The organism is Nocardiopsis mangrovi (genome assembly GCF_042653925.1).
GTDB lineage: Bacteria > Actinomycetota > Actinomycetes > Streptosporangiales > Streptosporangiaceae > Nocardiopsis_B > Nocardiopsis_B mangrovi.
This window is the reverse complement of record NZ_JBHSFQ010000018.1, coordinates 73,782-95,692: the sequence shown is the minus strand read 5'-3', so window position 1 is coordinate 95,692 and position 21,911 is coordinate 73,782. Positions and strand designations below refer to the sequence as shown.

The following is a 21,911-nucleotide window of genomic DNA, read 5'->3' as shown; positions in this document are numbered from 1 at the left end:
ACGTCATCCCAGGTACAGCGCCGCGGTCATGGCCTCCATGGCGATCTGCGGGTGCACGTTGGCGCCGATGCGCCCGCGGCACTCCATGATCGCGTCGATCCGGCGCAGGGTGGCCCGGGGGGTCGAGGCGCCCGCGACCCGGGTGAGGTCGGCCTCGTGGGTGCCGGTGGACAGTTCCACGCGGGCGCCCATCTGGATCGCCAGCACATCGCGGTAGAACGCCACGAGATCCATCAGGGCGAGGTCGTAGGTGTCGCGCTTGATCCTGGTGGCCCGGCGCTTCTGCCGCTCCTCCAGGTCCTTCAGCGCGCCCGCGGCACCGCGTACCGCCTTGGCCACGCCCTTGCCGGTGGAGCCCTCCCCGAACGCCGCCTTGAGGTCGGAGCGCTCCTGGTCGTCCAGTGCCCCGGTGATGGCCTTGGCCTCGGACTCGGCGAGCTCGTACAGGCGCGCCGCGGCCGACACGCAGGAGCCGATGCCGTCGAGGCGCGCGGGGATGGACAGCACCTCCGAGCGGCGCTCACGCGCGTCGGGATCGGTGGCCAGCCGCCGGGCCCGCTCGACCTGCCCGGCCGCGGCCCGCGCCGCCTCGGCCGCGGTGCCGGGGTCGACGCCGTCGCGGACCAGGGCGTCGACCACCGCGCGGGTGGGCGGGGTGCGCAGGGTGACCAGGCGGCAGCGGGAGCGGATGGTGACGAGCAGGTCCTCGGCGGTGGGCGTGCACAGCAGCCACACCGTGCGCGGGGACGGTTCCTCGACCGCCTTGAGCAGGGCGTTGGACGCGGCCTCGGTGGCGCGGTCGGCGTCCTCGAACAGCACCACCCGGAACCGCCCGCCGGTGGGCCGCGAGGCCGAGCGCAGCACGAGGTCGCGGGTCTTGTCGACGCCGAAGCTCAGTCCGCTGGGGCGCACGTAGAGGACGTCGGGGTGGGTTCCGGCGAGCACCTGGTGGCAGGAGTCGCAGTGGCCGCACCCGCCATCGGGGCATTGCAAGGCGGCGGCGAAGGCCCGTGCCGCCTCGGCCCGCCCGGACCCCGGGGGGCCGGTGAACAGCCAGGCGTGGGTCATGCCGCCGCCGGAACCGCCGGCCAGCCGGTCGGCCGCCGCGGCCGCGGCGGCGCCGAGCTGCCCGGCCACCGTGTCCTGGCCCACCAGGTCGTCGAAGACGCTCATCGTGCCCCAGCATAAGAGGAACGGACGACGGCCGTGGGCCGACCGTGCAGACGGGACACCCGGAACGGGCGGAATCCGCGGCGCCGCCGGAACGGCCGGGCAACGCGAACGCCCCGGGACGGTGGCCGTCCCGGGGCGCGCGGTGCCGGAGGTGCCATCGGCACCCGACGGGCGGTGTCAGTCCCTGATGATCGGCATCATCCCGGTGATCGCCTCGGCGTCCTGCGGGACCGGGTCGGGCAGCAGCGGGCGGACCCGCCGCTGGATCTCGCGGAGGATCTGCTCCTGCGGCTCACGGGCGTCGAGCACGAGATAGCGGCCGGAGTCGCGCTCGGCCAGCTCCCGGAAGCCCTTGCGCACCCGGGTGTGGAACTCCGCGGACTCCGACTCGATGCGGTCGGTGGACCCGCCCAGGCGGGCCAGGCCCTCGTCCGGCGGGACGTCCAGCAGAACGGTCAGGTGCGGAATGAGGCCGTCGGTGGCCCAGGTGTTGACCCGCTCGATCTCGGCGGAGTCGAGCTCACGGCCGGCCCCCTGGTAGGCCAGCGTGGAGTCGATGTAGCGGTCGCTGATCACGATGGCGCCGCGGCGCAGCGCGGGCAGGATGACCTCGCCGACGTGGTCGGCCCGGTCGGCCGCGTACAGCAGGGCCTCGGCCCGCGGCGACATGCCCGTGTGCTCCTTGTCGAGCAGGAGCGCGCGCAGCCGCATGCCGAGCTTGGTCGACCCCGGTTCGCGGGTGGCGACCACCTCGAAGCCCTCGTCGCGCAGCCACACGGCCAGCTGGCCGGCCTGGGTGGACTTGCCGGCGCCCTCGCCGCCCTCCAGGACGATGAAGGTGCCCGGAAGCCGCTCCTCGTCCTTCTCGGTGGCCACCGGAACGCCGCGCAGCGCGGCGACCAGCTCGGTGAACAGCGGGACCTCGGTCTCCTCGGCCACCTGCCGGTAGGAGACGAACGCCACGGCCAGCGTCAGCAGCGCGGCGATGATGAGCACCGCGGCGGTGCCGAAGAAGTCGTAGGCGAGCTCGCCCACCTGGAACCCGTGGTCGCCGATGACTCCGGCGACCAGCGGGCCGACCGCCGCCGACACCAGCAGCACCACACGCGCCGCGGCGTGCAGGAACCCGAAGGCGCGGTCGCGCGAGTCGTCCTCGACCTCGTGGCCCAGGATCGCCAGGCCGATCGCCCAGGCGATACCCGCGCCGGCACCGACGACGAAGGTCAGCACGGCCGCCATCACCACGTCGGGGATGAGCCCGGCGAACAGCAGGGCCACGCCCGAGACACCGATGCTCAGGCCGAACAGCCGGCGCCGGCTGAAGTCGCGCAGGACCCGCGGGCCGGCGAACACGCCGAAGGCCATCCCGGCGGAGACCGCGCAGAAGAGCACGCCGAACCCGGCGTTGCCGGCGCCCAGGCGCTCGACGAGCACACGGGCCACACCGACCACCGCGCCGCCCGCGGCGAACGCGGCCAGCATGCCCAGGAGCAGCCCGCGCACCAGCGGGGCGGCCTTGGCGTAGCGCCGGCCCTCCCAGAGGGTGCGGAGCACGTTCTCGGGCCGGAAGCGGTTCTTCTGCCACTCCGCCTTGGCGGCGGCCTTGGCCCTGGCCTGCTCGGCGGCCAGCTCGGCCGGGTCGGGCAGCACCGGCGTCTCGACGGTGGCCGCGATCGGGTCGCCGGAGGCGGGGATCTCCGCCGTGCGGGCGTTGGGGTCGGGGATGGGCGCGGTACGGGCGTTGGGGTCGTCGAAGGGGACCTGCGGCGCCGGAGGCGCGGCCGGTGCCGGGGCCGCGGGGGCGGCGGAGGCGGGGGCCTCCCGCTTGGGGACCGGCACCCCCCAGACGACGGCCGCGGCCGCGAAGAACATGACACCGTTGATGTAGAGGGCGACGTCGGCCTCGGGCGACCCCATCGACGGGATCAGCCCGCCGAGCAGGGAGCTGACCGACGCCAGCACCGCGAACAGCCCGGCCGCCACCGGAGCGGCGCCGTAGGTGCTCAGCAGGCTGACCTTCTCGGCCTGCGCCAGCTGCTTCTTCGGCACGAGGCCGGGGACGGTGGCGTCCTTGGCCGGGGCCCAGAACAGGGCGGCGACCTCGGCCAGGAAGGTGGCGGCGAGCAGCCACCACAGTTCGCCGACGATCGGGATGGAGATGTAGAGGAGGCCGCGCAGGACGTGGCCGACGACCATGGTCAGCCGGCGGTCGACGCGGTCGACGAGCAGCCCCGCCAGGGGGCTGAGCACGATCGGGGGGGCGAGCTTGAGGGCCACGACGCCGCTGACGGCGAAGTACTGGACCAGGGGGGCGGAGTCCTGCGTGAGGATCGTGGCCAGCGAGATCAAGGCCAGCAGGCTGAGCCAGTCGCCGAGGCTGGAGAGCGACAGCGAGATCCACAGGCGGCGGAACGGCTTGTTCGCAAGGACACTGCGCGCCTCGCCCGGCGCTCCTAGGGGTGCAGATCTGCTCATAGCGAAAGGTTATCGACGGTTCCGGTCTAGAACGGCGTGCGGACGGGGTTGCGGGACGGGGGCGGAGACGGGCGCGTCACCCGGCGGAGGGGATGGTCCCGGGCGGGGCGCGAGGGCCGTCATCGGGATGGACCTGGGGTGATCCGCGACGCATCGGGGCGGGCCCGCCCCGGCTCGTAAGGAGGCGGCGACCGCCGCGTCCGCGGATCCTATGTCCGCGGAACTGTACTGCCGGGCGGACGATAGCGCCACCCCCCGCGCGCGGGCGGAGCGAACGGGCGGAGTGGGCGTTCCCCCGCCCGCGAAGCGCTGACCTGCGACCCCGTGCACCAGGCGAGCGCACACGACCCCGCCCGAAGACACCCCGCGAGCGGAGCGGCGGACGGGCGGCGGGCGAAAACGGTGAACGGCCGCAGCGGACGGGCCCTCGGGCGGCGCCGCCCGAGGACGCGGGCCCCGGGCCCCCGGGGCGGCCGTCCGCGGAGAGCGGCGGCCGGTGCCCGGGAACGGGGCTACGACTTGGGCGTGCCGTCCTTCGCCGACCTGGAGGAGGCCGTCCTTCTCGCCCCGCCGGCCTTGGCGGTGCCGGACGCGGCGGACTTCGCGGCGGTCTTCTTCGCCGCCGGCTTCTTGGCCGGCGCCTTCTTCGCGGCGGTCTGCTTGGCGGGGGCCTTGGCCCTGCGCTCGGCCAGCAGCTCCGACGCGCGCTCGTCCGTGATCGACGCGACCTCGTCGCCCTTGCGCAGTGAGGCGTTGGTCTCCCCGTCGGTCACGTAGGGCCCGAATCTGCCGTCCTTGATGACCATCGGGCTGCCGGTGGCGACGTCCTTGCCCAGCTCGCGCAGCGGGGCCGAGGCCGCGGCGCGGCGCCCCCGCTGCTTGGGCTTGGCGAAGATCTCCTTGGCCTCGTCAATGGTGACCGTGAACATCTGCTCCTCGGTCTCCAGCGAGCGGCTGTCGGTGCCCTTCTTCAGGTACGGCCCGAACCGGCCGTTCTGGGCGGTGACAGGCTCGCCGTCGATCTCGCCGACCACGCGCGGCAGCGACAGCAGCTTCAGCGCGTCCTCAAGGGTGACGGTGTCGAGGGACATCGACTTCAGCAGCGACCCGGTGCGCGGCTTCACCGCCGCCTTCGACTTCGCCTTGGGCTTGCCCTCGGCATCGGCGGCGGGCTCCTCCAGGACCTCGGTGACATAGGGGCCGAACCGGCCGTTGCGCGCCACGACCGCGCGCCCGGTCTCCGGGTCGGTGCCCAGTTCGCGGTCGCCGCTGGGCTGGGCGAACAGCTCCTCGGCCTTCTCCTCGGTCAGTTCATCGGGGGCGAGGTCCTCGGGCACGTTCACCCGCGCTCCGTCGCGCTCCATGTAGGGGCCGTAGCGGCCGACCCGGATCATGATGTCGGTACCGGGCAGCGGGAAGGAGCTGACCTCCTTGGGGTCGATCTCGCCGAGCTGGTCGCCGACCAGCTCCTTGAGGCCGGTCTCCCCGCCCGAGCCGAAGTAGAAGCGGCGCAGCCACGGCACGCTCTCGGTCTCGCCGCGCGCGATGTCGTCGAGCATGTCCTCCATGCGCGCGGTGAAGTCGTAGTCGACCAGGTTGCCGAAGTGCCGCTCCAGCAGCTGCACCACGGCGAACGCCAGGAAGGACGGCACCAGCGCCGAGCCCTTCTTGAACACGTAGCCGCGGTCGAGGATGGTGCCGATGATCGACGCGTAGGTGGAGGGCCGGCCGATCTCGCGGTCCTCCAGCTCCTTGACCAGGCTGGCCTCGGTGTAGCGCGCCGGCGGGCGGGTGCTGTGGCCCTCGGCCTCGATCTGCTCGGCCTTGAGCGGGTCGCCCTCGTCGACCGGGGGCAGCCGGCGCTCGCGGTCGTCGAGTTCGGCGTTGGGGTCGTCGGCGCCCTCGACGTAGGCCTTGAGGAACCCGTGGAAGGTGATGATCTTGCCGGTGGCGGTGAACTCGGCCAGCTCGCCCGTGCTGGAGGTGCCGGCGACCCGCACCGTGACGGACTCGCCGACGGCGTCCTTCATCTGCGAGGCGACGGTGCGCTTCCAGATCAGTTCGTAGAGCCGGAACTCCGCGCCGCTCAGCCCGGTCTCGGCGGGCGTGCGGAAGGAGTCGCCGGCGGGGCGGATCGCCTCGTGGGCCTCCTGCGCGTTCTTGACCTTGCTGGCGTAGACGCGCGGCTTGGCGGGCACGTGGTCGGCGCCGTACAGGCGGGCCGCCTGGTCGCGGGCCGCGGCGACGGCGCTGTCCGACAGCGTGGTGCTGTCGGTACGCATGTAGGTGATGAAGCCGTTCTCGTAGAGCCGCTGCGCCACCTGCATGGTCTGCTTCGCCGACAGGTTGAGCTTGCGGGACGCCTCCTGCTGGAGGGTGGTGGTGCGGAACGGGGCGTAGGGCGAGCGCTTGTAGGGCTTGCGCTCGACCGACCGCACGGCGTAGGCGGCGCCTTCGAGGCGGGCGGACAGCGCCCGGGCGGCGGACTCGTCGAGGTGCAGCATGCCCTCGGTCGAGCGCAGGACGCCCTGGGCGGTGAAGTCGCGGCCCACGGCCACGCGGGCGCCGTCGACCGACACCAGGTGCGCGACGAACGTGGAGGGGTCCTCGGCCGGAGCCCCGCCCATGGCGTCGAAGACCGCCTTGAGGCCCCAGTACTCGGCCGACGTGAACGCGATGCGCTCCCGCTCGCGCTCGACGACCAGGCGGGTCGCCACCGACTGCACCCGGCCGGCCGAGAGCTTCGGCATGACCTTCTTCCACAGCACCGGGGACACCTCGTAGCCGTAGAGGCGGTCGAGGATACGGCGGGTCTCCTGGGCGTTGACCAGGCGCAGGTTGAGGTCGCGGGTGTTCTCCGCGGCGCGCCGGATGGCGTCCTTGGTGATCTCGTTGAACACCATGCGCTTGACCGGGATCTTCGGGTTGAGCTCTTCACGCAGGTGCCAGGCGATCGCCTCGCCCTCGCGGTCCTCATCCGTCGCGAGGTAGAGCTCGTCGGCGTCGGCCATCAGCTCCTTGAGCTTCTTGACGTGCGCCTTCTTGTCGGAGTTGATGACGTAGAGCGGCTCGAAGGCGTTGTCGACGTTGACTCCCAGCCGCGCCCAGGGTTCGCCCTTGTACCGGGCCGGGATCTCCGCGGCCTTGTTGGGGAGGTCGCGGATGTGGCCGATGCTGGACTCCACGACGTATCCCCGGCCGAGGTAGCCGGCGATGGTCTTGGCCTTGGCCGGCGACTCGACGATGACCAGGCGGTTGCCGCCGCCCTTGTGTCCCGTTTCCTTCGAGCCGTTCTCGCCGACGCTGCCCTTCTTGGGTGGCACGCTCTTCCCCTACATCTAGCCTTGTGCTGTCTCTGTGCGACGATCTACCGGACCGCGAGCCATCGGTCCCCCAGCAACTGACGGTAACCGACGACTTCGGCGTTCGCTTCCCGAGCGGCGCGGTCGAAACGGCCGGACGGCCCCAAGGGGGACCCATGGAATTTCCCCGTCTGCGTCACGCTGGTAACCCACCTGTACGAACGCTATGGCACGAACCCCGTCGGCAGTCGCAGAATAAGCGCAATGCTCGAGTACGAATACCGGGAGCTGCGGCTTCCGAGAGGCACCTCACGCGGCTCCGCCCGCCAGGCCCTGACCGAACACGCCGAGTACGGGAGATGGGAGCTCGCCCGTGTGCGGCTCTACCCGGATGGCAGCCGGCTCATTACCCTGCGCCGCAAGATCATCCGCCAACTCCGCATAATGTGATTTCCGACACAGACTACCGTGCCGGGTCGCGCCGCTCCGACCGGCGGCCGGGCGGGCAACGCCCGTCCCCTGACAGCAAGCGGCGGGTCCCCCCGGAATATTCCGGGGGGACCCGCTGTGTCGGCGTCACGGTCGTCACACCCGCCGCCCCGCGCTGAGTCCACCACGACCATTGTCAGCGGGGAAGCGGGCGTCCGGCCCGCGTGCCGGTCCCTGCTTCGACTGCTCCCTGGCCGGCGGCGCCTGCGTGCCGCCGGGTACTGCGTTACCGCCGTCCTGCTGGTACTGCTGGTACTGCTGGTACTGCTGGTACTGCTGGTACTGCTGGTACTGCTGGTACTTCCGATACCGCGTGTTACCGCGGGTACTGCTCGATCCTGCGTCCGGCGGCACGGCCGCCGAACCCGTCACCCCGCCGAGAGTCCACCACGACCATTGACTTCGAGGCGACGGGCCGGCGCACCGCGCACCGGTTTCCCACTCCGCCGTGCCCATCCCGCGCCCCGAAGGAGCCCGGCGGCACTGCGTTATCCAGGTGACCCGTAGAGGCCCTCGCAAACCGTGTGACCAGCACGGTCGGCGTGTCCTCCCGGATCACCGTGGAAGTCGTGCGGCCCGGCTACAGACCCAGGGCGCCGGTGACCGGCCCCAACGGGTCCGCGTCCTGGCCCTCGGTGGCGTCGGCGAGCCCGGACAGCTCGCCCGACAGCATGCGCGCCTGCCCGGCCACCGCCTCGGGCGTCGGGGCGGGCAGCGTCCGCACCACGGGCACGTCCTCCAGCGCCACTTCCGGCAGGCCCAGCTCGTTGGTGCCCTGCGGCTGCGACGCCGCCGGCGCCGCGGGAGACTGCTCGGCGGCCAGGGGCCGCACCTTCGGCGCCGGAAGCGCGGGCGCGGGCAGCTCGGGCAGCCCGCCCTCCGCGCCGCGCTCCGCGGCGGCGTGGTGCTCGACCCCGGTGGTGTTGCTCTGGACCGCGCCGTTCTCCGCGCGCTGGTGCTCGATGACGGCCGCGCCGCTGTCGTTCCCCGCGGCGCCGGCGTTGCCCAGGACCGCGATGGCGTTGCCGACGGCGTTGACGGGCACGTCCAGGTCGGCCACCAGCTGGTTGCCGCCCAGCAGCGACGCGTTGCCGGAGGTGCTGACGTCCTCGCCGTCCTCGGCGACCAGCGCCGCCGTGCGATCGGCGGACGCGCCCGCGCTCCCGATCGCGCCGATGGCGTTACCCGCGAGGTTCACCGGGACGTCGGCGTCGATGACGGCCTGGTTGCCGCCCAGGAGCGACGCGTTGCCGCTCGTGGAGACCTCGCGGCCGTCGTGGCCGTGGTGGCCCTCGTGTCCGTGGCCGTGGTGGCCGGGCGCCGACTGGCGGACGACCTCCGCGGTCCCCTGCTCGGCGGGCGCCGACTGGGGCGCCGTCGGCCCGGCCTGCAGCGCGCCGGGCTGGATCTCCAGCGGGCGCGTGAGGCCGCTGGCGGCCTCGGCGATCGAGGACAGATCGGTGGTGGGTGCGGCGGGGGCGGACTGGTGGGTGACGTAGTCGCCGCCCTGGAACACCGGGGGCTTGGGCGCCAGCTGGGCGACCGTGTACTCGGTGGTCGCCAGTGCGCTGTCGACCTGGGCGAGCACGTCGGCGTCGCTCAGCTGGTGCTCGCGCTCGGTGCTCTCGGCGCGGTCGTGCAGGCGCTCGGGGCCGCCCTCGTGGCCGTGGCCGTGGTGGCCATGGTGGTGGCCGTGGTGGTGGTCGTGGTGGTGGTCGTCCTCTTCGACGACCGCCGCGCCGGACGAGTCGGCGTCGGCACCCGCGTTGCCCAGCACCGCGATGGCGTTGCCCACGGCGTTGACGGGGACGTCGGCGTCGATGACGGCCTGGTTGCCGCCGAGCAGCGAACCGTTGCCGGAGGTGCTGACCTCCTCGGTGGACTCGGCGACCAGCGCCGCCGTGCGATCGGCGGAGGCGCCGGCGTTGCCGAGCACGCCGATGGCGTTTCCTGCGGCGTTGACGGGCACGTCCAGGTCGGCGAGCAGCTGGTTGCCGCCCAGCAGCGAGCCGTTCCCAGAGGTACTGGGGCTGCTGTCGGCGTAGGAGACCCCCGCGCCCAGGGCGACGAAGCCGGCTGTCAGCAACGCGGCCCTGGCGGAGGTTCGGACCCACGTAGGCATGTGGAAGTCCTTTCGAAGCGGATCAACGTGTGGATGAGATGGAGTCGTGCGAGGCCGCGGAGGCCCTTGCCCCTGGGAGGGGCACGGCAGCCCATTGGCCGTGGCCGTCCGTTCGACCGCACCTGGCGGGTGCGGTCCCGGTCCGGACGGGGAGCGCGCAACTCCTCGCGCGTGGCTCGCTGACGAGTGGTGCACGCCCGGTTCAGCTCCGCTCCGGATGAGCGGAGGCTGACGTGAACCCCGCGATCGTGGCCGCGTCGCGGGACTCGCGTCAGCCCCCCGGTCACAGGACCGGGGAAGCCGATGTCCTCTATCGCCGGGAGCGTGCTCCCCGGCGCCGACCGAGCAGGAGGGCTCCGGCGCCGACGGCGACGGCCCCCACCGCTGCGGCGACGAACGGGATCAGGCCGGTTCCGGTCGCCGGGAGCGCCGCGTCTCCGGCGGAACTCACCTCGGCCTCGGAACCGGGCCCGGCCGGGGCGGTGTCTCCACCGGACGGGGTGTCCGGGGATGTGGCACCGTGGTCATCAGGGGTTCCTTCTCCCTCTTCCTCGTTGCCGTGGTGCTCGGGTTCACCGCCACCCGGGCCCTCGGGCCCGTCCGTGCCGGGGCCGTCATCGCCGGGGCCGCCGTCCGGCTCGCGCCCGGGCTCGTCGTCGTCCCCACCCGGGTACCCGTCCGGGCCGTCGCCGTCGCCGTGCCCGTCGCCGTGCCCGTCACCGCGGCCGGAGCCGGTCCCCTCGCCGACGGCGGCACCGGAGTCGTCGCAGTCCGCACCGGAGTTGCCGAGCACGGACACGGCGTTGCCGCACGCGTTCACCGGGACATCGGCGTCGGCGTCGAGCTGGTTGCCGCCCAGCAGGGAGCCGTTCCCGCTGGTGGAGGTGGAAGATCCCTCGTTGCGGCCCTTGCCCTCGACGACCGCCGCCCCGGAGCCGGAGCACTGGGCGCCGGAGTTGCCGAGCAGCGCCACCGCGTTGCCGCACAGGTTGACCGGCACGTCGGCATCGGCCACGGCCTGGTTCCCGCCCCCGAGCGAGCCGTTCCCGCTCGTGCTGGTGTCGGCGGAGGCGATCGGAGCAACGGTGAAGAAGCCGGCCGCGACCAATGCGGCGAACGTCGTCGTATATGTCCGTGACATGTGACAGTTCCTCAAGGTTCGTTCGGATTCGTAGATCGGGGGGCGCCAAACGGGGGTCACGCGTGACAGGCGCGCAGCGGTCCGGGCGGAGGCGGCGCGGAACCGGCGGGCCGCATCAGGGCCGAGACCGGTGTGGGCGCGCGCTCTCGTCGCCCGTGAACCCGTTAGTCGGGAGAGAAGGACGGGTCGTCGGCGGCGTCGCGGACGACCAGCGTCGGGTCACCGGGCAGCGCGACGCGCTGGGCGGTGAGGCGCAGCACATCGCTGCGGTTCATCAGGAACCCTGCCGTGGCCGGCACGGGAACCGAGGACGACGACACCGCTCCAGCAGAGTCGGAGCCGCCCTGCCACGGCGCGGAGGCCGCGTCGTGGTGCCGTCCGGCGGCGGCCTGGTCGTGCGCGGCCCGCTGGGCGAGCGCGTCGACGTGGCCGGCCATGGTCACGGCGGGGTTCAGTACCTGCTGGGCGGAGCGTTCGCCATCGCTGTCGGCGGCGGCGTCGTCGCGGTCGCTCTCGCGTGCCGCGTCGTCGCCCTCCTCCGCCGGGGCGAGGCCATCGGGTGCCGGGAGACCGCCGATGGAGCCGAGCGGAGCGCCGAGGACGGGCAGCGCTGAGCGCGAGCCGTCGTCGACCACCTGCTGCAAGCCGTCGCGGAGCCCGCCGGCGGGACCGGCGAGGCCGTCGGATACGGCTTGGGTCAGCGGGGACCCGCCCAGGGAGTCGCCGGCGTAGTCGCCCACACGGCGACCGGCCTCGACGGTTCCGGAGACGACCCCGCCGGTGGTGCCCGCCGCGGCCTCGACGACCTGGCGCGCCCCGTGCCCCGTGGCCGTTCCGGCCTCGGCGACCGCCGGGAGGACCTCCCCCGGCCGCGCGGCCGAGACGATCCGGGCGACACGGTCGCCGACCGGGCCGACGCGGACCGGTGATCCGGCGGGCGCCGGCGTCGCTTCCCGCGAGGGGCCGGTGGCCCCGGTGGAGTCGGTGGAGTCGGCGGAGCCGGTGGTGTCGGCCGGATCGGTGGAACGGGCGATCCGCGCGGAGTCAGCGGAGTCGGCCGAGCCACCGGCGCCGAGGGTGCCGGCGAGCCGGTCCACGGCCGCGGCACGGTCACCGGACGACACGCCGGCCGCAGGCTCCTCCGGCGACCCGGAGCGGCCGGACCGGCCCGTGGAACCGGAGCTCCCGGCCGCGGACGGGGCGGTGGAACCGGAGCTCCCGGTCTCGGGAGAGCCGGTGGCGCCGGAACCGGACCCGCGAACGGAGCCGGCGGACGCGTCGGATTCGTCGGAGTCGGTGGACTCGGCCGACCCGGGCAGAACAACGGAGTCGGCCGGCCCGGCAAGGCCCGCCCGCTCGGCCGATTCGGCCGGCTCGGAGAGCCGGGCCGGGTCCTCGGCGACAGCGGCCGCGACACCGCCGAGCAGCCAGCCCGCGAGGGCCAGACCACTCAGCAGAAGTACCCGTACAAGTGCCGTCGCCATGGGAACGCGCGCGGCACGGGCGGGGAGTCCCCGCCACTGCCGGTCCGCGAACGCCATGGGTTGCCACCTCGGAGTATCGATGCCGTCGATCCAACCGTGCGCGCAGCGGCCGGACACGACCGCTCGGCCACAGGGCCCGCGCACAGGGACGTTCACAGAGAGGAATCCTTTGTGAACTGACAGTCACCGTAACACCACACTGGGCAAGACGGTGGAGCGAAACGGAAAACGGACCGGGATTTTTTCCCGGCCCGCCCGCCCGCCTCCGGGCCCTTCCGCAAAGCCACCCCATCCGAACCGGAACGACTCCCCCAACCCACCGGACCACCCGAAGCGACGGGGCGGAGCGGGGGGACTGGGGAGCGTGGGGCGGGGGGCGGGGGCGGCGAACCGGGGGTACGGGAGAGGCCCCCGCCCCGTCAGCTCAAGTCGATGAAGCGGTCGAGCACCCGCACCCCGAAGCGCAGGCCGTCGACCGGCACGCGCTCGTCGACCCCGTGGAACATCCCGGAGAAGTTGAGCTCCGGCGGCAGCTTCAGCGGCGCGAACCCGTAGTTGCGGATGCCGAGCCGCTGGAAGCTCTTCGCGTCGGTGCCGCCCGACAGGCAGTACGGGACCGCTTTGGCCGCCGGGTCCTCGGCCAGCAGCGACTCGGCCATGGCGCTGACCAGGCCGCCCTCGAAGTCGGTCTCGACCGACGGCAGGTGGTGAATGAACTCGCGGCCGACCTTCGGGCCGAGCAGCCGGTCGATCTCGGCGAAGTACTCCTCCTCCATGCCCGGCAGGAAACGGCCGTCGACCTGGGCGGTCGCGGTGCCGGGGATGACGTTGGCCTTGTATCCCCCGTCGAGGACGGTGGGGTTGACCGTGTGCCGCAGGGTCGCGCCGATCATGCTCGCGATCGGGCCGAGCCGGGCGACGGTCGCCTCGACGTCGTCCTCGGAGAACTCGATCCCGTAGGCGTCGCAGACCTCCTCCAGGAAGGTCCGCACCGTCTTCGTCAGCCTGATGGGGAACTCATGGCGCCCCAGCCGGGCGATCGCGTCGGCGAGTTCGGTGACCGCGTTGTCGTGGTTGACCATCGACCCGTGGCCGGCGGTCCCGCGCGCGGTCAGCTTCATCCACGCGATGCCCTTCTCCGCCGTCTCGATCAGGTAGAGGCGGCGGTCGTCGGCGACGGTGAAGCTGAAGCCGCCGACCTCGCTGATGGCGTCGCTGCAATCGGCGAACAGCTCCGGGTGCCGGTCGACCAGCCACTGCGCGCCCCACGTCCCGCCGGCCTCCTCGTCGGCGAGGAAGGCGAGCACGATGTCGCGCGGCGGGGTACGCCCCTCGCGCATGCGCTGCCGCAGCACGGCCAGGACCATGGCGTCCATGTCCTTCATGTCGATGGCCCCGCGGCCCCACACGCAGCCGTCGGCGACCTCGCCGGCGAAGGGGTCGTGCGTCCAGTCGGCGGCATCGGCGGGCACCACGTCCAGGTGCCCGTGGATCAGCAGCGGCGGCCGATCCCGATCGGCCCCCGGAATCCGCGCCACGACGTTGCTGCGGCCGGGGTGCGACTCGTAGATCGCGGGTTCGATCCCGACCTCGTCCAGCTTCCCCGCCACATACTCGGCGGCCACCCGCTCCCCCGGACCCGAGTGGTCGCCATAGTTGGAGGTGTCGATGGCGATCAGCTCTCGGCACAGATCCACCACTTCGACCTCGGCCGCCCCGAGCCCTTCGTTCCCGCCGCCCATGGTCTGCACCAGCTCCTCTCTCACACCGACATCCTGCACCGACCCTCCCATCCTCCCCCGCCCCCGAAAACGATGTACGTCCGGCCTCCGACCTTTGCTATGGTTAACCCTGTCCGGGAGCCCAAAGGCACCCCGGCACACCCAGGTCCGGGTGGCGGAATAGGTAGACGCGCTAGCTTGAGGTGCTAGTGCCCGTTAAGGGCATGGGGGTTCAAGTCCCCCCTCGGACACGTAATCACCCCTAGCAGGTGTAAGCCTGACCCGAGCTGCTCAACGAGTCCACTCCGGGTCGGGCTTTCGTCATTCCCGACCCCGACGACCGTCCAGCTCGTCGCATCGCAGAGGACCATCAGGTCACGCGAACACAGATGTCGAACGGCATCGAGCGGGCCACGTCCCGGAAGGGCACGTGCCAGGGCTCTCAGAAGCCGGTCTTCCCGAACATAGAGGCTTTTCGCCCAGGTAGTCCTCGCGGCCGGGAACTCCTGTTGCCGTGACGGCACCGGCAGCCCGGCCGATCGACGAGGCCCGGCCGGCCTGCGGGGAGCGGCCCGCCGACAGAGCCGCGCCGGATCCACGGCGACAGATCTCGCTGCCCATCCACCGACATGCCGCACCCTTCCGCCGATCCGGACCTTTGTCTTCCTCACACGAGCAAGTGGCCCGCTATGACAGAGAACGCCGATCCGATCTCGACGGCGACGGCGACGGCGACGGCGACGGCGACGGCGACGGCGACGGCGACGGCGACGGCGACGGCGACGGCGACCGGAGGATGTTGCCGCCGCGGGACGGAGCCGAGCTTTCGACGGTGTCCCGAGAAGTCGACTCAGGAACCATGGTCTACATGGTTCTCATCGCTGCGATCGGCAATGAAGCTTCGTTATATAGCGCTCCCGATAACTTCGCAGCACGCTGGTTAGGGAAGGCCTGCGCTGCGTAGCGGCGGCGCTATATAATGCAGACATGTCCCGATCGAGCGCCATGAGCGCGCTGACCGACATCGCCGAGGAGCAGTGGGGACTGTTCACCCGCCGGCAAGCCGAAGCGACCGGGATGGCCTGGAGTACGCTCGCCCGGCTCGCCACAGAAGCGGCCACCGTCGAACGCGTGGCGCACGGCGTCTACCGCCTTCGGGGAGCTCCACCCCCGGACCGTCTCGATCTGCGCGCCGCATGGCTCCAACTCGCCCCCGACACCCCCGCCTGGGAGCGCGCACCCGACGACGGCGTCGTATCCCACCGGTCCGCAGCCGCGCTCTACGGCCTTGGACACCTACCCGCCGACATCCACGAGTTCACCCTGCCCAAGCGCAGGCAGTCCCGCCGATCCGATCTGCGGCTGCACCGCGGCCGCCTCACCGAATCCGAGTGGACCACTCTCGACGGACTTCCGGTAACGAGGCCACGGCGCATCACCTCCGACCTGCTGGCGGCCCGTGAGGATCCCGGCGCGGTCGGCCACGTCCTGGCCGAAGCACTCCGCGGAGGCCACGACCACCCCGCCGCGATGGTCCGGTCGCTCGCCGCACATGCCGCACACTTCGGCCTACGCCGCGGAGACGGGCCGGCCCTGCTGCGCTGGCTCCTCGACCTCACCTCGGCCCCGGAACGGGACCGCTGGCTCGGCCAGGCCACCGACACGGAAACCACCACGTCACCGCTATGACGCTTTCGTACAAGACCCCTGCTGCGTTCCGCCGCGCTCTCACCGAACGTCTTCGCTCGACCGCGCGGCCCAACGGCCCGTGGCCCCTGCCCGAGCTTCAGCGTCAATTCGCCTACGACCGGTTGCTCGCGCGTCTCTACCACGCCGACGACGGCTGGATCGTCAAAGGCGCGACCGCGCTCCTTGCCCGCGAACTCGCGGTCCGCCGCACGGTGGACATCGACATCTACCGGGCCACCAGCCGCGAAGCGGCCGAACGGGACCTGCGCGAAGCAGCCGCACAAGACATCGGCGACTGGTTTCGCTTCGAACCCGGGGCATCGACGCCCATCTCCGATGGCGCCAACGGCGTCCGGGTACCGATCACCTCCCGCCTCGGAGCCGCCGTATGGGCGAAGTTCCATGTGGACGTCATCGCCGAGAACATCCGCATGACCGGCACCCCCGAGGACGTCCCGCCCCTACCTCCCCTGGACGTTCCCGGTCTGGAGCGCCCCGGCTACCGGGTCTACCCTCTGGTCGATCACGTCGCCGACAAGACCTGCGCCATCCTCGAACGCCACGGCCCTGAGCGACGGCCCTCCACGCGCTTCAAGGATCTCGTCGACCTGGTCTCCGTCATCACCCAGACGCGTCCGCCCGCCGATCTCCAACTCAAGGCCCTACGCTCCGAGGCTGAACGCCGAAACCTGGCGCTCCCCCACCGGTTCACCGTCCCCGACCGCGGCCTGTGGGAGCCCGGCTACGCGGCTGAAGCGGCACGGGCCCTATCCCTGCCCGCCCGCACACTGGACGGGGCTCTCAGCCTCGTCTCCCCGTTTCTCGACCCGCTGCTTGAGGAGACGGCTGAGGGGGACTGGAATCCTCAAGCAGGTATCTGGAAGCGAGACGAGTAGTCAGCTGCCCCACGAACCGCACTTCACGTTCCGCCACAGCCCGTTGAACGAGAAACGGAGTAGCATCCCGGGTTCGGAGGCCATGAGCGTCCAAGGCATGAAGAACTCCGATCTCATCTGGCCGCTGCGGGACCGCACACTGCCTCATTGTCGTGTCGGCGGTTTCGGCCACGGGGCGGCCTGCGCCGCGGCATCAAGGATGTCGCCCAAGCGGTACCAGGCATCAGGCCCCGTGTTCTTCGCAGGACTTTCGGCGAACCGTCCCCACGCCTTGTCGTCCGTGCCGAGAGCGTCACGAACGACCGAGACGACGGACGGATGGGCCTGCCTGGGGCCTCCTCTCTGAGCGCGCAGGGCCGTCCAGGCCGGCAGGGCACGCACCAGCTCCGACCGAGGATCGGGCAGTGCCAGGACGAGCCGTGTCCATCCCTCGCGATAGCTGGGACCACCGCCGAGGCGTCTGCGAAGGTCGACGGTAGTACGGATCAGCCCCTCCTCCGGGGCGGTGTGGCGTCCCAGCATGTCCTCGAAGAACGCCCCTGGGCAGCCCCGGATCGCGAGTGAAAGGAGCGCCTTCTCCACGAGTTCGTCGTCGCCCGTGTGCCGATCGATGTAAGAGGTGAGGACTTCGCCTGAAAGGCCGGCGAGTTCTTTCGGGGTCACCTTGTCGGGGTCGCCGACGGGAGTCCTCCGGTCCGGGGCGGGCTGGGGAACCGGATCCTCGACGATCCTGCGGATCGTGTCGAGCATGGCGGTGGCCTGACGCGACTCTTCGTACCCCTGATAGCCACCCCACCAGGGGGAACGGCGTTCCAGTCTCCTGCGCGCTTCCGCGACGATCGGCGAGACCGCCAGTTTGATCTCTGGTGTGACCTCGGAAAGGTGAAGCAACATTGCTCGAACCCAGCGGATGTCATCCAGCGCCCAGGTGAGGGACTTGGAATCGGCTTCCCAGTACTCCACGGCGCGGACGGCGACGTCGGCGAAGCGCCGCCCGATCTCGGCGAGTGTGGCTTCGGATGCGCGCCAGGCCCTCGGGCGCCCGTACTCCGTGGCTTCGTCCGGGTCGAGCAGGTACCTCCAGCGTTTGGAAGCTGTCCCGCGCACCCAGTGCACCGGCGCCCTCAGTTCGAAATCGAGCACCGTCCCCTCGTCACGGATGAACTCCTCAGCCCTTTCCCGCCTCCGTTCCGGAAGTTGCGCGAGTTCGCCGGACAGTTTTTCCCTGACCTGGGACGCCGCCAACCCGTCACGGCGCATGCGCGCGGACTTCGCTATGAGAACGCTCCAGGCGAAGTCAAGGACATCGCGCACGGCAAGCGCAAGGAGCAGCTCGTCTTCGACCTGCCATGGCAGGTCTTCGAGAAGCCGGTGCCGGATCACGGACTCGGCGGGCGATTCATCGGCCCACTCCACGATTCGCCAATGCGCTTCCGGGTGCGCGCCGAGGATTCCGCGCCACATCTGCTCCCACGCGCGGAAGTCGGCCAGGTGCCGGTCCATATCGGCATCAAGGTCTTCCGAATCCGCGTCCGGATGACGTGGACAGCCAGGCAGTGCGTTGAGAGCTGCCGCGAAGACAACCTCGTGCAATGCGCGTACACGCAGGACCACCTGGGCGACCGTCGGTTCTTCCAGCAGCTCGGGTGTCATGGGCGACGGAGTGGCAACTCTCCGAGTGAGTTCCCGCGCGACCGCGTGTGCAAGTTCATCGTTCGAGGTGCCGGATCCGAGGCGAGCAAGCCGGTCACCATCGCACTCCCTCAGCACACGCGTTCGCAACGAGGGCGGGCATGACGGGTGCCCCAACGCGGCGACATCGGGACTCGGTGCCCCCCAATAGTGGGTGTGCCCCTGGGCGTCGGGCTCGTTGCCATCGTCGATCGCGGCTTCGAGCAACCACAGGGGAGCCGTCTTATGGTGGGGACCGGTTAGGAGCGTGTTCAGCAGCCTTGAACGCTCGGCTCCCGGTGTCATATCCCGCACACGGTGCGCCGCGACACGAGTCGCAGGTGATTCCGCCTCGTCGTCGGCGATGAGCGCGCGAAGGAAATCGCTGGGAATCCAGGAGCTGTCAGGCGCGTTCGTCATCGGATCCGTCTCTATCTGAACTGCGCGGGACGTATCCCCGCACTCCGTGCTCGTCTCGTCCGGCACACGCGAATCCCAGAGGTGGCCGTGAGCGCCTCGGCGCCGGCGCCGAGGCGCTTGGCGTCCGCCCTTCCGACCCACTCGCGGATCAGCCGGCGGGATCCACCGTCCTGAGTAGTCCGACGAAGCCGTTGAGCTGTTCGAACTGCTCAGGCGTCAGCGGATCCGGGCTGAAGTGCATGGTCTCGTTGCGGATCGCGTTCACCGCCTTCAGCAGCTCGAGGAACACGTCTTGGTCCAGGTTCCACGCGAGCTTGTCCCAGTTCTCCTCCGGCGTGAGCAGGAACCGGTAGTTGCCCAGTGTGAGATCGGCGGCCGACTGGATTCGGGCCGGGTTCCTCCGAGCCACCGCGCGGATCTCCTCAAGCGTGAACACTTCGTCGACCCGGCGGCGCAGCCGCCGCTCGGCCTCCTCGATGAGCACGAATGGGCGGGCCAGTTCGTCGAACTGCTGGGTGAGATCGGCCGCGGTGATGATCCCGCTGATCCGAGACTTGTCCGGGCTCCGGACGAAGACGAAACCCTTGTCGTAGATCTGGCGAATCTGGTTGAGCAGCGGCTCGTCGTACTCGACCAGCGATGCGGAGGTGATCGCATTCTCCAGAGGTGCCTTCGGGTCGGCAACGCGTGCCTGCCCCATGGATTCCCAGCTCACCGCGCCGTGGAAAGTACCTTCCTCAGAAATGACGGCGAGCTGGGAGTAGTTGTTGACGAGCATCATGGTGATGGCCCGGCGGAGGGGCGTTCCGGGGGCGACCGATGTGACACCCCGATTCGCCGGATCCAGATCCCCGATGCGGAGCGTCATCGGCGGGAGATCCGAAACGTCCTCAGTGTCGGCGGCCACCTGGGCTTCCGTACTCGACTCGCCCAGGACGGGTTCTTCGCCGAGAGGGACGAGCTCGATGGTGGCGTGGATCCATCCTTCGGTGAAAGGCGGCCGAGTGGTCAATCCTTTCTCGTCCAGTTCCTTCTCGATCCGCGCGACGGTCTCCGACGTCCGGCGAGTCGCTCCCCAGTACTCAAGGAACTCGCGGACGGTCAGCCGTAGAGGGCTGTCGGAATCGGGGTGTGCCGCCTTCGCGAGCAGTTCCGCACGGCTTGCGGCCCTGTGCTCGTCTGGCTGGTCTGCATCGGTTCCGGGCCCGGGGTCGGTGCCGTGTTCAGCGAGGTCGGCAACGCGCCTGGCGGCGTCAAAACGACTGAGGCGACAGACCGTGAGCAGCGATCCCATGCTGTCGAGGAGGTCCCGCTTGATCGCGGAGCGGGGAACATCCGTCCTCAGCCACTCGACCGGACGGGTGAGGCGGAACCCGGGTGGCGCGTCGCCGCGGTAGCGATACGCCCCGGTCACCCGGCCGAACGCCACGAGGGAAGGGCGATCTTTGCGGGGCATGACGATGTAGTCGCCGACGTCGATCACACTCAGAAACCGCCAGAGCTGCCCTGTCCAGTTCGCGATCCGCGCTTTACCGGATCCGGGGTAGGTCGCCGTGATCAGCTCCCTCAGCTCTTCCTTCGAGGAGCATCCGCCGATGTCGTCCAGCTCATCCCAGCCAAGGATGGTCAGCCCTTCACGAAGCGCCGCTTCTTCCCGCTCCCCCCATCTGCCTCCGCGGATCATCCAGGCTGCGGAAGTGAAATCGGCCACGAATCTCCCCTTGGGTACTGCCGCTAGAGAAAAGATTCCATCATGATACCGATCACCACAGCGCGAGTGCGCCGTTTTCAGATCCGGGTCCACCCGGAATCCATGATCATTTATCGGTGCGCACACTCTCACCGGTCCGCATGACAGCATCCCGCCTCCCATTCCAGACCAGAGGAGGAGCGGCCGGAGGTCAGGAAGGATGGATTGACCCGGGACCCTACGTATGCGTGAGCCGCATGGAGACGCGAAACGCGGCTTCACTCACTATTCGATGCGGACTCCTGACCTACTGTCACGACACGCCCTTCCGCATCGTGGTGGTGGTTCAGCCATCTGAATTCCCGGAATTCAGCGTCCCTTCCGACTGGACTTCGGGTGGTGCCGTCCTCCAAGCATCAGCCTGCGAGCAGAAGGAAGTTGAGCATAACCGCGCCAGCCCCGGAGAACATGCCGATGACTTTCTCCTGACATACGCCAGCGTGAATTCCATAACGCTTCGGGGCACCTAGCATCGCCCAACGCCTCCCCTCACCTGCACGGGCCAGGCCGGCGGAACGGCCGTTGGGGGATCGCGTCGCCGAGGATGTGGGTGACCATCCCTAACGCCACCGCGGCTCCGACATAGGCGCGGGTATGCACTCCGGAATGCAGCAGTAGATAGGTGAGCGCGACGGCCAGGAGCGACAGCGAGAACCACCCACCGAGTGCGTCGCGTGCTTGGTGAGGCAGCAGACGCAGGAATCCGTTCCCGCCCCGGGCCATGGCCAGCCATCCGGTCGGCGCATCGCGCACCTTGCCGGCGCGAGGCAGGCGACCGAGGCCGCGTAGTGCAAGGCACAGCAGCAGCCACACCGTGACGGCGCGAGCGGGTGGCCCCAGGCACAGCATCCCTATTGACATCCCGATCACGACGGTGAACGCCGGCGTGTGCAACAGGTAGCGGTGCGTGCCGACGTTGCCGGCGTCGCCAGGAGTACAGGTACACCGGTACGCCATCGCCGACAAGGCGCGCGCCCCGGGCCGGCTCCCGCGTGAACGGCCCGTGGGATCTGCTGGCCGTGGAATCGGGGTGGTCGAAGTCGGGTACCAGTGCTGCGCCGGCACCGATGAGGGCGCCGACGAACAGCACGCCCGGGCTGGTGGGCATCCCGGCTATCGGGGCAGTGGCCAGGGGGCTCACCAGCCCGGTCACCGCCCCGGTGGCAGCGTGGTTGGGTGCCATCACGTGGCGACCTCCGCTGTGGCCAATCGCGGCACGGCGGGATACGGGTCCGCGTCCGGCAGGCACGCGGTCGGAAAGCGTGGGGTCGGCATGTACGCCTCCATGGTCAGGGCAATCGCAGGGCTGGATCAGTCCAGGGCGAGGATGACAATGAGAATCGTGACGATCACGATCACGCTTGTCGGTCGGTCGGAAAACCGGCCACCGAAGTTTCGAGCAGGCACAACGGGCCTCCTAGAAGGTGGGGGATTTCACTCTCGCGGACAGCTGAGCGACTCCATGCTGCCCACCCCGTGCGACATCAGGGACGCGAACAGTAGGGTCTCCGGCGCTAGGTATGCATGTCCCCACCGTGAGAGGAGGCTGTCGCGCGCAACCCCCGGTGCGTCTACATC

15 protein-coding genes and 1 tRNA gene are annotated in these 21,911 nt (G+C 70.7%); 6 read left to right on the top strand and 10 right to left on the bottom strand.

All coding sequences use genetic code 11. The features are described from left to right. Positions 1–3: 3 nt before the first annotated feature. The 3 genes from ACFO4E_RS18425 to topA form a co-directional block, all read right to left on the bottom strand. Entirely contained in the window at positions 4–1,173 is a 1,170-nt protein-coding gene (locus ACFO4E_RS18425) for a DNA polymerase III subunit delta' (RefSeq protein WP_378576450.1), read from the bottom strand. Positions 1,174–1,350: 177 nt separating this feature from the next. Next, a complete protein-coding gene (tmk, locus tag ACFO4E_RS18420) occupies positions 1,351–3,648 on the bottom strand; it encodes a dTMP kinase (protein ID WP_378576449.1) in 2,298 nt (765 codons plus the stop codon). Between the two features lie 512 nt (positions 3,649–4,160). Further along, positions 4,161–6,971, bottom strand: coding sequence for a type I DNA topoisomerase (gene topA / locus ACFO4E_RS18415; protein WP_378576447.1), 2,811 nt, complete (start codon positions 6,969–6,971; stop codon positions 4,161–4,163). A gap of 243 nt (positions 6,972–7,214) precedes the next feature. Here topA and ACFO4E_RS18410 point away from each other — a divergent pair, with 243 nt between their 5' ends. After that, positions 7,215–7,400, top strand: a complete 186-nt coding sequence (locus ACFO4E_RS18410; protein ID WP_378576445.1) for a DUF5703 family protein — start codon at positions 7,215–7,217, stop codon at positions 7,398–7,400. Positions 7,401–7,647: 247 nt separating this feature from the next. Then, complete coding sequence (locus ACFO4E_RS18405) at positions 7,648–7,839, top strand: hypothetical protein (protein ID WP_378576443.1); 192 nt, start codon at positions 7,648–7,650, stop codon at positions 7,837–7,839. A 180-nt stretch (positions 7,840–8,019) separates the two neighbouring features. On the opposite strand, the gene ACFO4E_RS18400 is transcribed toward ACFO4E_RS18405, so the two are convergent. From ACFO4E_RS18400 to ACFO4E_RS18385, 4 genes are all read right to left on the bottom strand, one after another. Further along, positions 8,020–9,561 carry a hypothetical protein gene (locus ACFO4E_RS18400; RefSeq protein ID WP_378576441.1) on the bottom strand — a complete coding sequence of 514 codons (1,542 nt, stop codon included), beginning with the start codon at positions 9,559–9,561 and terminating at the stop codon, positions 8,020–8,022. A 310-nt stretch (positions 9,562–9,871) separates the two neighbouring features. Continuing rightward, positions 9,872–10,702, bottom strand: a complete 831-nt coding sequence (locus tag ACFO4E_RS18395; protein WP_378576439.1) for a chaplin family protein — start codon at positions 10,700–10,702, stop codon at positions 9,872–9,874. A gap of 164 nt (positions 10,703–10,866) precedes the next feature. Next, entirely contained in the window at positions 10,867–12,243 is a 1,377-nt protein-coding gene (locus tag ACFO4E_RS18390) for a hypothetical protein (protein ID WP_378576438.1), read from the bottom strand. 362 nt (positions 12,244–12,605) lie between these two features. Then, the gene (locus ACFO4E_RS18385) at positions 12,606–13,928 is read right to left on the bottom strand and encodes a M20/M25/M40 family metallo-hydrolase (RefSeq protein ID WP_378576518.1); all 1,323 of its coding nucleotides are present in this window, start codon (positions 13,926–13,928) and stop codon (positions 12,606–12,608) included. A 145-nt stretch (positions 13,929–14,073) separates the two neighbouring features. Here ACFO4E_RS18385 and ACFO4E_RS18380 point away from each other — a divergent pair. From ACFO4E_RS18380 to ACFO4E_RS18365, 4 genes are all read left to right on the top strand, one after another. Beyond that, positions 14,074–14,158, top strand: a tRNA-Leu gene (locus tag ACFO4E_RS18380). A gap of 428 nt (positions 14,159–14,586) precedes the next feature. Continuing rightward, entirely contained in the window at positions 14,587–14,871 is a 285-nt protein-coding gene (locus tag ACFO4E_RS18375; protein ID WP_378576436.1) for a hypothetical protein, read from the top strand. 23 nt (positions 14,872–14,894) lie between these two features. Continuing rightward, the gene (locus tag ACFO4E_RS18370) at positions 14,895–15,596 is read left to right on the top strand and encodes a type IV toxin-antitoxin system AbiEi family antitoxin domain-containing protein (protein WP_378576435.1); all 702 of its coding nucleotides are present in this window, start codon (positions 14,895–14,897) and stop codon (positions 15,594–15,596) included. Continuing rightward, positions 15,593–16,492 carry a nucleotidyl transferase AbiEii/AbiGii toxin family protein gene (locus ACFO4E_RS18365; RefSeq protein WP_378576433.1) on the top strand — a complete coding sequence of 300 codons (900 nt, stop codon included), beginning with the start codon at positions 15,593–15,595 and terminating at the stop codon, positions 16,490–16,492. Before ACFO4E_RS18370 ends, ACFO4E_RS18365 begins: the two co-directional genes overlap by 4 nt. A 144-nt stretch (positions 16,493–16,636) precedes the next feature. Here ACFO4E_RS18365 and ACFO4E_RS18360 read toward each other — a convergent pair whose 3' ends face one another. The 3 genes from ACFO4E_RS18360 to ACFO4E_RS18350 all read right to left on the bottom strand — a co-directional run bounded on the left by ACFO4E_RS18360 (position 16,637) and on the right by ACFO4E_RS18350 (position 21,299). Further along, positions 16,637–18,145, bottom strand: coding sequence for a hypothetical protein (locus ACFO4E_RS18360; RefSeq protein WP_378576431.1), 1,509 nt, complete (start codon positions 18,143–18,145; stop codon positions 16,637–16,639). A 586-nt stretch (positions 18,146–18,731) separates the two neighbouring features. Next, entirely contained in the window at positions 18,732–20,294 is a 1,563-nt protein-coding gene (locus tag ACFO4E_RS18355; RefSeq protein WP_378576429.1) for a CBS domain-containing protein, read from the bottom strand. 528 nt (positions 20,295–20,822) lie between these two features. After that, positions 20,823–21,299 carry a hypothetical protein gene (locus ACFO4E_RS18350; protein WP_378576427.1) on the bottom strand — a complete coding sequence of 159 codons (477 nt, stop codon included), beginning with the start codon at positions 21,297–21,299 and terminating at the stop codon, positions 20,823–20,825. Positions 21,300–21,911 lie beyond the last annotated feature (612 nt).